Source organism: Candidatus Magnetobacterium casense (assembly GCF_019173545.1).
Classification (GTDB): Bacteria; Nitrospirota; Thermodesulfovibrionia; order Thermodesulfovibrionales; family Magnetobacteriaceae; genus Magnetobacterium; species Magnetobacterium cryptolimnobacter.
The window spans coordinates 1-8,657 of the sequence record NZ_JABXWD010000144.1 but is presented as its reverse complement, the minus strand read 5'-3'; the positions used below and the strand labels follow the sequence as shown (position 1 = coordinate 8,657).

Sequence of the window (8,657 nt, the reverse complement as noted above, 5' to 3'; positions counted from 1 at the left end):
CTCCCCTTGCGGGGGGTTCTGAAGGGGGCCAGGAGCGCATTGAGCCGGGGGGCGCTGCCCCCTCCTGGAGCGACAAAGAAGCGGAGGGGGTGGGGCACCCCGGCCACAAGCCGCCCCTTTCTTTCCCCAAGACACCCATGAGTTTCTTATGCACCCTTACAGCGTACAGAGCAAAAAAACTTGACAGCAAGTAAATAGATATGATAGAATTAAACATTATGATTATTATTAAGATATATAGGTCAAAGAACTGGTATGCTTAAGCATCTATGGGTCTTTCTTCTTGTTGCGATAGTGTTTTGTCAGACGGCAAATGCCGAATGGGTGGATTGGGTGCTTAACACCACTTTAGACGCAGGATTTGAGGATAATATAAATTTTGCTGTAGATAAAGATGGCAGGTTAAGCGATTTAATCGCCTCTCCATCCGTGGTTTTTGGGAGATATTATCAGTTAGGTGATTTCACAAGGTTGCGCATTGCCGCTGACGTGAAGGCTAAGGTATATAAACGCTATGATGCTTTAAACAGCGTCTCTTCAGGTGTCGATGTGTCATTGACCCATAAATTTGGTGTGGGGCAGGACATCCCATGGTTAAGGCTCCATAGTTTTGCCGGTTATTTATCCGTCAATGAGACTGTGAGAAATAGTTGGATGTATAATGGAGGGATTACCCTTGGAAAACGATTCTCCGATAGGTTTGATATGATGTTGTCGTATAGCTTTATATATCGTAACGGTAGAGACAGTAAGCCTGGCGTAGAGGGGTTTATGGGTAATCCCTTTGACCAGACGGGAAGCAAGGGGGCTATCGTCTTAAACTACCTGCTTACCGAACGATTATTGGCATCTGTGGGCAACTCTGTATATTATGGTGGTATCAGTTCTACAAATGATCCAAGCGATTTTGATAGCTTTAAGAGTTTTACGAAGGCTATAATATGGGATAAAACTTTTAAAAGACGCTTGTGTACCTATAAGTTTAATGCCCTTGTTAACGAGTTTGCTTTTGGCTTAAGCTACGCCTTAAGCGAGCACTCCTCTGTAAATGTCAACTATACCCGTGCAGATGGTTATACCTCTGATCTACACTATTATGACAACCTTATTTTTACCAACATCAAGTACAGCTTTTAGGTTATGAAAATATTTGCAATATATGTAATAGGCCTGTTTTATTTGTTGTCGACCGGCAGTGGCTACTGTGGAGACCTTATATCAGAAGTCAAAGACATGGAGGGTACGTTGGTCGAACATGCCGTGATAACTGCAACCCCTCTCTCCGGTGAGCTGAAAAAACCTGATAAAAACCTTACCTCAGAAATAGATCAAATCGATAAGACCTTCATTGACTTTGTAACACCTGTGATGGTAGGCACTACGTTGTTCTTTCCTAACAGCGACAAGATACGTCATCATGTGTATTCATTTTCAGAGGCAAAAAAGTTTGAAATCCCCTTGTATCCTCCAGGAAAGGGGCGTGTTAATCCCGTAACCTTTGACAAACCTGGTGTCGTTGCATTAGGCTGCAACATCCACGACTGGATGAAGGCATATGTTTACGTTGTTGAAACCCCATTGTTTGCAAAAACGGATACAAAGGGAAAGGCAACTATCAAAAATATCCCGCAAGGTCAGTATAAGGTAGAGATTTGGCATCCTTATATGAAAAAATCCTCATCCACTGTAAAAGAACCTGTCACTATAAATAGGGGGGACGATACAAAGATTGATTTTACAATAGAGGTAAAGAAAGCATTGAGTGTCAGACGTGCCCCAGGTTCTATTGGGGGTGGGGTATATCCTTAAGTTTTTCCTTCGGTAGCTTTCAGTACCGTCTGTTATTTTACTTAGTTACTCTGGTAGGGATAATCCAATTGCTGATGTTTGGCTCCATCAGTGTTGTGGGTATGGCAAGTACTCGCTCCATAATCTCAGAAAATTTGATGATGGAGCATAGAGTGTTCAATACAGTTATGGATAATCGCATAAGGCAGCGTTCAGAAAATGCAAAACTCTTGTCAATGGATTATGCCTTTAAACAGTCTATTTTCAGCGTTGACAACAAAACTCTCGTCTCGATTATTGAAAACCTCAGACAACGCATTAGTGCTGATTTCGTTACCCTTGTTTCTTTAGAGTACAACGTAATAGCAGATACGATACAGCCTGATCTCAGCGGCAAGCAGTTTATGAATCGGGATTTAATCGAAAACGCCGAAGACAAAGGCGAAATGTCTTCAGTTACAATCAGAGACGGATGGTATTATCAAGCTGAGACCATCCCAATCCTTGCCCCCGACCCCATTGCCTGGCTTGTGTTGGGATTTATGCTCAATGACAGAACCTTAAAAGATATCAGAAATCTTATATTTGCCCAGATTTCTGTACTTGAGATGAACTCAGAGGGAAGATTAAAGATAGTGGCCAGCACCCTCTCTGGAGAACTCAAAAAACTCTTGACAGGGAAATTAAAAGCTACCAACCTAATGAAAGGGGGTAGCCAGTCCATCAAACTTAGCCAGGATGAATATATATCGCTTATATCACCTCTGGAAAAAAAGGGGAATACTGCACTGTATGTCTTGTTGCAGAGGTCAATGGATGATGAGCTAGAGCCTTATTATCGATTGTACATACGACTTGTCGTAATATCTTTAATAGGTCTGCTGGTTTCCTTTGTTGTTTCCATAAGGATATCCCGCTTTGTGACAAAACCTGTCAGTACACTTGTTTACGGAGTCAGACAGATAGAAAATGGAGACTACAACGCACATATAGAGGTACAACAAAAAGACGAGTTTGGAGAGTTGTCCAATGCCTTTAACAACATGGCAAGGGGGTTACAGGAGAGGGACTTAGTTCATGATTTGCTTGGTAAGGTGGTATCTCCTGCCGTAGCAAAGGAGCTTCTAAGCAAAAAAGTAGAACTTGGCGGTGAGGAAAAAGAGGTTACGATATTGTTTTCTGATATAAGAAATTTTACCACCCTGAGCGAAAAACACCCTCCTGCTATGATTTTAAATATGCTTAACAAATATTTAACGGTGATGAGTGAAATAATTGAAAGACATGGAGGGGTTATAGACAAATATATAGGAGATGCGATTATGGCGCTGTTTGGTGCCCCCATAGGTCATCCCGATGATGTTGACAGCGCCCTTCGTGCCGCATTAGATATGAGCGAGGCCTTGGTTGTATTAAATGAAGATTTCCATAAAAATAATATTCCGACTGTCAATATAGGTATTGGTATAAACACGGATATCGTAGTGGCCGGCAATATGGGTTCTGCACACAGACTGAACTATACCGTTATTGGCGATGGCGTGAACCTCGCTTCAAGACTTGAAGGGCTTACAAAGACCTACAATGCCAATATCATAATTAGTGATTCTACATACCAAAAGCTAAGAGGTTCCTATAAGATAGATCAAATAGGTGAGGTGAGCGTAAAAGGAAAGAGTAAACCCACAATCGTTTATGCTCTAACGGGAAGGACTGAAAAAGAGAGTGTACAAGCAAGTCAATAAAGAAGGGTGAAAATATGGGATATTTTATAGAAATAAAGAACAAGGACAGCACAACAGACCTTAGACGGAGGTACGTAATAGGCAGGAAGCCGATCTACGAAAACGTCCGCTGTCATCACATGGTCTGCCCGGAAGAAAAAAATAATGGGGTCAAGGGGTCAGCGCCCCCCGGCATCAAAGGGGCTAGAGCGAGCCGCCCCCGGCTAAGTTCCCCCGGCTCAGTGGGGGACTGGTCCCCATGCAGGGGGTTCAGAAAGGGAGCGGAGGAGAGCGGAGGGGGTGAGGTACCCCTGCCGTAAACCGTCCCTTTTTTTTCTTACGTTCAAATGCGATAGCCCTGGAATTGCTATAGGGCTTTTTGTGCTTGTTAAGTACTTTCCCGCTAATCCCATCGATTGACAATTGTACCTCCGGATGTGGTATCGTATAAAAGGTGATAGTGTTAATTTAAATATTGCATACAGGAGGCTAAAATGAAAGTGCTTGGAGTATCCGGCTCACCGATCAAAAATGGTAACACCCAACGAGCTATTAAGGCAGTCCTTGCGGCTACTGGAGTTGAGACCGAACTCATCAACCTCATCGATTACACCTACGCCCCATGCAGGGCCTGTCTTGGCTGTGTAGAGACAAACATCTGTGTTGTCAATGACGATGCACGCGGGCTTACGGAGAAGGTGAAACAGGCTGATGCGCTTGTTATTGGCGGCTTTACGCCATACTCGACACTCGATGCCCGCACCAAGGCATTCATCGAACGTCTCTATCCGCTTAGACACAAACACGGCTACATGGCCGGCAAACCAGGGGGTGCCGTAATCACATGCTGCGTCCCGGAAAATGCCGACATGCTCCCACCGGCCTTCCACATGGGGGAAAACGCCATACGTTTTTATATGATGGAGGAGGGGATGAACTTTCTGGGATCGGTCAGGGTGCAGGGAAACGTCCCCTGCGTCATCTGCGGGCACGGCGACGAATGTAAAATGTCAGCCGTCAAGATGCTCTATGGCTCCGAGGCCACCGTCGATTCTGTTGGCATAAACAAGTTCGAGTACCAATTGGATGCCACCTCGGCAGCAGTGGGGTTAGGGAAAAAGATAGCAGAGGCACTGACAGCGAAAAATGGGGTTTCCGTGTAAGTCTATCTTTTTTGAGCCAATGACGCTATAATCTCAAGGACGAGGAGGCTGCCCCTGAGCAGGTCGTTGGTGTATATGTATTCTTCTACGGTGTGGGGTTTTTGCATACCGGTGGATAGTGGTATGGCCATTATGCCATGCTGGTTGAATATATTTGCATCAGAGCCTCCCCCTGAGCTGACGCAGGCCGACTCTAAGCGACAACGCTCAATGGCGCCACTTATGAGCTGGACGAAAGGGTCTGCCGGTTCAAATCTATAGCCTTCGTAGACACGCTCATGTTGGATTGCCAGTTTAACCTGATTTTTTCGGGCGATGTCTTTTGCAGTATTAAAGGCAGTTGCCATGAGTTTCTCCAGGGTTGCGGGGGTAAGGCTCCTGAACTCGCCATCAACGACCGTCTCAACGGGAACGATGTTTGTAGCGCTGCCCCCGTGTATGATGCCGACATTGGCAGTGGTGTCGGCGTTGAGCCGGCCATCGGCAATGGCGGATATTATCCTGGCGGCGACGATGATTGAGTTGGTACCCTTCTCCGGCTCTATGCCTGCATGTGCTGCCCTTCCGGTGATCGTCATGCGATATGTCACGTGTGTGGGGGCGGCAAGGACAATCCGTCCAACCTCCCCGCTGCTGTCTAAGACCAGGGCATAGCGACTGCGTATCTTACCGTAGTCAACATTCCTGGCACCGTACAGTCCTCGCTCCTCTGCCGAAGTAAAGAGCACCTCGATGTCTCCGTGGGGATGGGCGGTCTCCTCAAGGACGGTGAGGGCCTCTATGATTTCGGCTATACCGCTCTTGTCATCGGCCCCGATGATGGTTTCCCCCGTAGAGGCAATGAGACCGTCCTGATGTCTGTAGCTCAACGCCACCGGGGTGGACTGCACCGTGTCCATGTGCGCACTTAACAACAACGAAGCGGCGCCCGATATACTGCCCCGCTTGCGTGCCAATATGTTAAAGGAATGTTCATAGTCAAGTATCTCTACTTCAAATGAGAGCCTCTGCAGCATTTCAACAAGCCGTCTGCCGATCTCCTGCTCCTGAAACGACGGCGACGGTATCTCTATTAGCTCCTTAAACGTTCCGATAACGCGGTTTTCGTTTATGAGTGTGGCGTTTATGACAGACATTGCCTCACCTCTGGCCGAAGATGGCGGTGCCGATCCTGACCAGCGTAGCGCCCTCCTCGATGGCGACTTCGTAGTCGCTGGACATGCCCATTGACAGTTCGAGGTCCTTGTAGCCCATGCCATAAACGGCCTCTCTGAGCTGGTACAACTGCCTGAAGTACGGTCTGACCTCCTGCGGGTTGTCAAGGTAAGGGGGGATGGTCATCAGCCCCTCCAGACGCACATGCTTCAGTGTGGCGATGTCCTCAACCAGAGCCGGTAACAGGGCTAGATCGATGCCGCTTTTGGTGTGCTCATCGGCCAGTTTGACCTGTATGAGGACGCCTTGTACCTTGCCGAGTCTTTCAGCGTGCAGGTCTATCTCTCTTGCGAGGGCCAGGGAGTCCAGACAATGAATTACGTCAAAAAGCCCCACGGCCAACTTGACCTTGTTTCGTTGCAGGTGACCGATGAGGTGCCACGACAGGCGTGTTGCGGATTGGTTGTCGCTAGCGGCCTCAATCTTTTTGACCGCCTCCTGGATGTAGCTCTCACCAAAGTGCCTCAGCCCAACGTCTATGGCCTGCACAATGGCCTCCATCGGGATATGCTTGCTGACGGCTATGAGTTTGACCTCATCGGGGCTACGGTCTGCACGCATGGCAGCGTAGGATATGCGCTTGTAGATGTGGTTTACCCTGTCTATGAGCGAGGTGTTATCCGGCATTGCAAGTTAAATCAGGCTACCTGGGCAGGACAAAGTAGAAGTTATTGCCCAGCGGGTGCGGCTCATAACCGAAAATCCCACCGTGTATCTCAACGGCGTTTTTAATGAAGGTCAGGCCGTGTCCTGTCCCCGGTCTGGTTGAGGAGTTGGTACCACGATAGCCCTCTTCAAATATCTTGTCCCTCTCTTCAGGCTTTATGTGTGGCCCGGAACTAAGGACTGAGTACTTTACGCCATCCTTGCCCGTGCCAAAGTAGTCCTTCTTGAGGTCCCTGCAGTATCTGACGAGCTTTATAGGTTCCCCCTTTTGGTTGGTCACTTCCTGTCCGTACTTAAGGGCGTTGGAGAACAGGTTGGCATAGACCTGCGCAATCAGGCCCACGTCTATGAGCGTTATGATGTCTGCAGCACCGGATTCGCACTGCATACCCTCTACTTTAAATCCGGCCTCCTTAAATCGCTGTGCAAACTGCTCCAACTGTGGCAGTATAACGTCCTTTTTCATGTTACAGGGCTTGGTTCGCAGCGTGAGATGCCCCTTGTCGAAGTGGCTCTTGCGCAGGAGCGTCTCCAGAAACAGCGACGTGTTTTGATAGTGTCGCTCTATGTTTGAGAATTCTTCCGTGAGGCCGTGATTGACATCGACCATCTCGTCGAGCAAGTGTTCTATGCAGATGCTGTCACAGGCCTCATCAGTGGTGTATGTGATCAGGTTTTTTTCGATCTCCCTGTTTTTGGCTATTTTGCCTTTGAGTCTCCTTAGGAATAGCTTGAAGATCATGTTGGGGACGATGATGTTATGCTCGATGTCGGCCACCAGCGATTGGATAAATCTCAGGTGTTCTATGTTCTTGTTGAGCAGGAATCTGTTGTGAATATTGTATCCGATACGGTTTGCGTACTTTTCAAGGAAAAAAATATCGTGTTCGGTAATACTCGTATCGGGATAGACCTCCAGAAAACCTATGCAGTTGTCTATATGCGTCTGTGGCAACTGCTCACTGAGCAGTTTCTTTCCACGGATGGTCATTACGAGGCGACCGTTTACCCTGTATGGTTTGGGTTGAGCCTGTATGTACTCGGGCAGGCTGTCATCAAATATCCCCCCCGGCATGTCGGTACATGAGACCATGACAAACTCTATAGCCCTCTGGTCTATGAGGTATAACCTGGCCTCGAGGTCGAGAAAGACCTTCGGTATGGCTACACACAAGAGGTATATGTCTTCAGATTCGTCAAACTCCTGAGCCAGGTCAAAGAACGTCTTTAAGGCCACTGCCTGGGCATCTGAAAAGTCATACCTCTTATAGTCTTCCTTTTTGCTCTCAATACTGTCTATGATGTGCTTTAAGTCTGCCATAATCTCTCCACCGATATTGCGGTTAATATAGCACCTATATCTTTATTTGTCAACCGCGGCGCCCTGTGGTTGACTGACAGGTTTGGACTCCGGAGCAGGTTTTGACTCGCCTGTGGTTTTATCGGTTGCAGATTTATCGGTTGCTTGGGCGGGTTTGCCCTCCGATTTCTCCGACTCTACCGCGTTCTTTCTATCCTTTGAGGGATAATCCGTCACATACCAACCCTCGCCCTTTAATACGAATGAGGTCGCCGAAATCAGCTTTCTCATCTGTCCGCCACACTCCGGGCAAACGCTGACAGGGGTATCATTGACCTTTTGTAGTATCTCCTGAGTCCTCTTGCACGTGGTACACTCAAACTCATATATGGGCATCTGACAAACCTCCAAATCTTAACATGATCTCATTTTAGTGCATCTTACCACAAAAGGTCAAGGTAATAGTTCAGCATTGTCACAGCAAAATAGAAATGTCAGATTACTGTTATATTGACAATGTCACATTCAAGTAAACATCAGGGATTGTCTGAACCAGGATTACACAGATTAAAGGATTTACAGGATAAAGACATGAGGTCTTCTTTAATACAAATCCTGATAATCCCTTAATCCGTTAAATCGTAGTTCAGACATCTTTATATGCAGAGTTTGTAATATGACATTGTCAAATTATATACTGATCGGATTCGAGTTTTTTCGGGTATCAAAATTGCTTGCATACAAGAAAGAAAGGGGCGGCTCCGCCCCCCTTCAGAACCCCCTGCAAGGGGACCAGTCCCC

Annotated in this window: 9 protein-coding genes; 5 read left to right on the top strand and 4 right to left on the bottom strand. The window is 47.1% G+C overall.

Going from position 1 to position 8,657, the window contains the following annotated elements:
• The first annotated feature begins 255 nt into the window (after window positions 1-255).
• The 5 genes from HWQ67_RS09075 to HWQ67_RS09055 all read left to right on the top strand — a co-directional run bounded on the left by HWQ67_RS09075 (window position 256) and on the right by HWQ67_RS09055 (window position 4,675).
• A complete protein-coding gene (locus tag HWQ67_RS09075; protein ID WP_218252367.1) occupies window positions 256-1,137 on the top strand; it encodes a hypothetical protein in 882 nt (293 codons plus the stop codon).
• A gap of 3 nt (window positions 1,138-1,140) precedes the next feature.
• Window positions 1,141-1,809: a methylamine utilization protein gene (locus HWQ67_RS09070; protein ID WP_218252366.1), complete on the top strand. Its 669-nt coding sequence runs from the start codon at window positions 1,141-1,143 to the stop codon at window positions 1,807-1,809.
• 74 nt (window positions 1,810-1,883) lie between these two features.
• Window positions 1,884-3,533, top strand: a complete 1,650-nt coding sequence (locus tag HWQ67_RS09065; protein WP_218252365.1) for an adenylate/guanylate cyclase domain-containing protein — start codon at window positions 1,884-1,886, stop codon at window positions 3,531-3,533.
• Window positions 3,534-3,547: 14 nt separating this feature from the next.
• Window positions 3,548-3,832 (top strand): hypothetical protein, encoded by a 285-nt coding sequence (locus HWQ67_RS09060; protein WP_218252364.1) that lies wholly within the window; start codon window positions 3,548-3,550, stop codon window positions 3,830-3,832.
• A 174-nt stretch (window positions 3,833-4,006) separates the two neighbouring features.
• On the top strand, window positions 4,007-4,675 hold the full coding sequence (locus tag HWQ67_RS09055; protein WP_218252363.1) for a flavodoxin family protein: 669 nt from the start codon (window positions 4,007-4,009) through the stop codon (window positions 4,673-4,675).
• 2 nt (window positions 4,676-4,677) lie between these two features.
• Here HWQ67_RS09055 and HWQ67_RS09050 read toward each other — a convergent pair whose 3' ends face one another.
• From HWQ67_RS09050 to HWQ67_RS09035, 4 genes are read right to left on the bottom strand one after another with little or no spacing between them, the layout of a single operon-like run.
• Window positions 4,678-5,811: a M20/M25/M40 family metallo-hydrolase gene (locus tag HWQ67_RS09050; RefSeq protein WP_218252362.1), complete on the bottom strand. Its 1,134-nt coding sequence runs from the start codon at window positions 5,809-5,811 to the stop codon at window positions 4,678-4,680.
• 4 nt (window positions 5,812-5,815) lie between these two features.
• Window positions 5,816-6,517 (bottom strand): YggS family pyridoxal phosphate-dependent enzyme, encoded by a 702-nt coding sequence (locus tag HWQ67_RS09045; RefSeq protein WP_218252361.1) that lies wholly within the window; start codon window positions 6,515-6,517, stop codon window positions 5,816-5,818.
• A 16-nt stretch (window positions 6,518-6,533) separates the two neighbouring features.
• The gene (locus tag HWQ67_RS09040; RefSeq protein WP_218252360.1) at window positions 6,534-7,877 is read right to left on the bottom strand and encodes a sensor histidine kinase; all 1,344 of its coding nucleotides are present in this window, start codon (window positions 7,875-7,877) and stop codon (window positions 6,534-6,536) included.
• Between the two features lie 42 nt (window positions 7,878-7,919).
• Window positions 7,920-8,252, bottom strand: a complete 333-nt coding sequence (locus tag HWQ67_RS09035) for an FmdB family zinc ribbon protein (protein ID WP_218252359.1) — start codon at window positions 8,250-8,252, stop codon at window positions 7,920-7,922.
• Window positions 8,253-8,657: the final 405 nt, after the last annotated feature.

Coding starts and splice junctions, on each gene's coding strand:
- HWQ67_RS09075 (WP_218252367.1), top strand. CDS start 256: ATGCTTAAGCATCTATGGGTCTTTCTTCTTGTTGCGATAGTGTTTTGT.
- HWQ67_RS09070 (WP_218252366.1), top strand. CDS start 1,141: ATGAAAATATTTGCAATATATGTAATAGGCCTGTTTTATTTGTTGTCG.
- HWQ67_RS09065 (WP_218252365.1), top strand. CDS start 1,884: ATGTTTGGCTCCATCAGTGTTGTGGGTATGGCAAGTACTCGCTCCATA.
- HWQ67_RS09060 (WP_218252364.1), top strand. CDS start 3,548: ATGGGATATTTTATAGAAATAAAGAACAAGGACAGCACAACAGACCTT.
- HWQ67_RS09055 (WP_218252363.1), top strand. CDS start 4,007: ATGAAAGTGCTTGGAGTATCCGGCTCACCGATCAAAAATGGTAACACC.
- HWQ67_RS09050 (WP_218252362.1), bottom strand. CDS start 5,811: ATGTCTGTCATAAACGCCACACTCATAAACGAAAACCGCGTTATCGGA.
- HWQ67_RS09045 (WP_218252361.1), bottom strand. CDS start 6,517: ATGCCGGATAACACCTCGCTCATAGACAGGGTAAACCACATCTACAAG.
- HWQ67_RS09040 (WP_218252360.1), bottom strand. CDS start 7,877: ATGGCAGACTTAAAGCACATCATAGACAGTATTGAGAGCAAAAAGGAA.
- HWQ67_RS09035 (WP_218252359.1), bottom strand. CDS start 8,252: ATGCCCATATATGAGTTTGAGTGTACCACGTGCAAGAGGACTCAGGAG.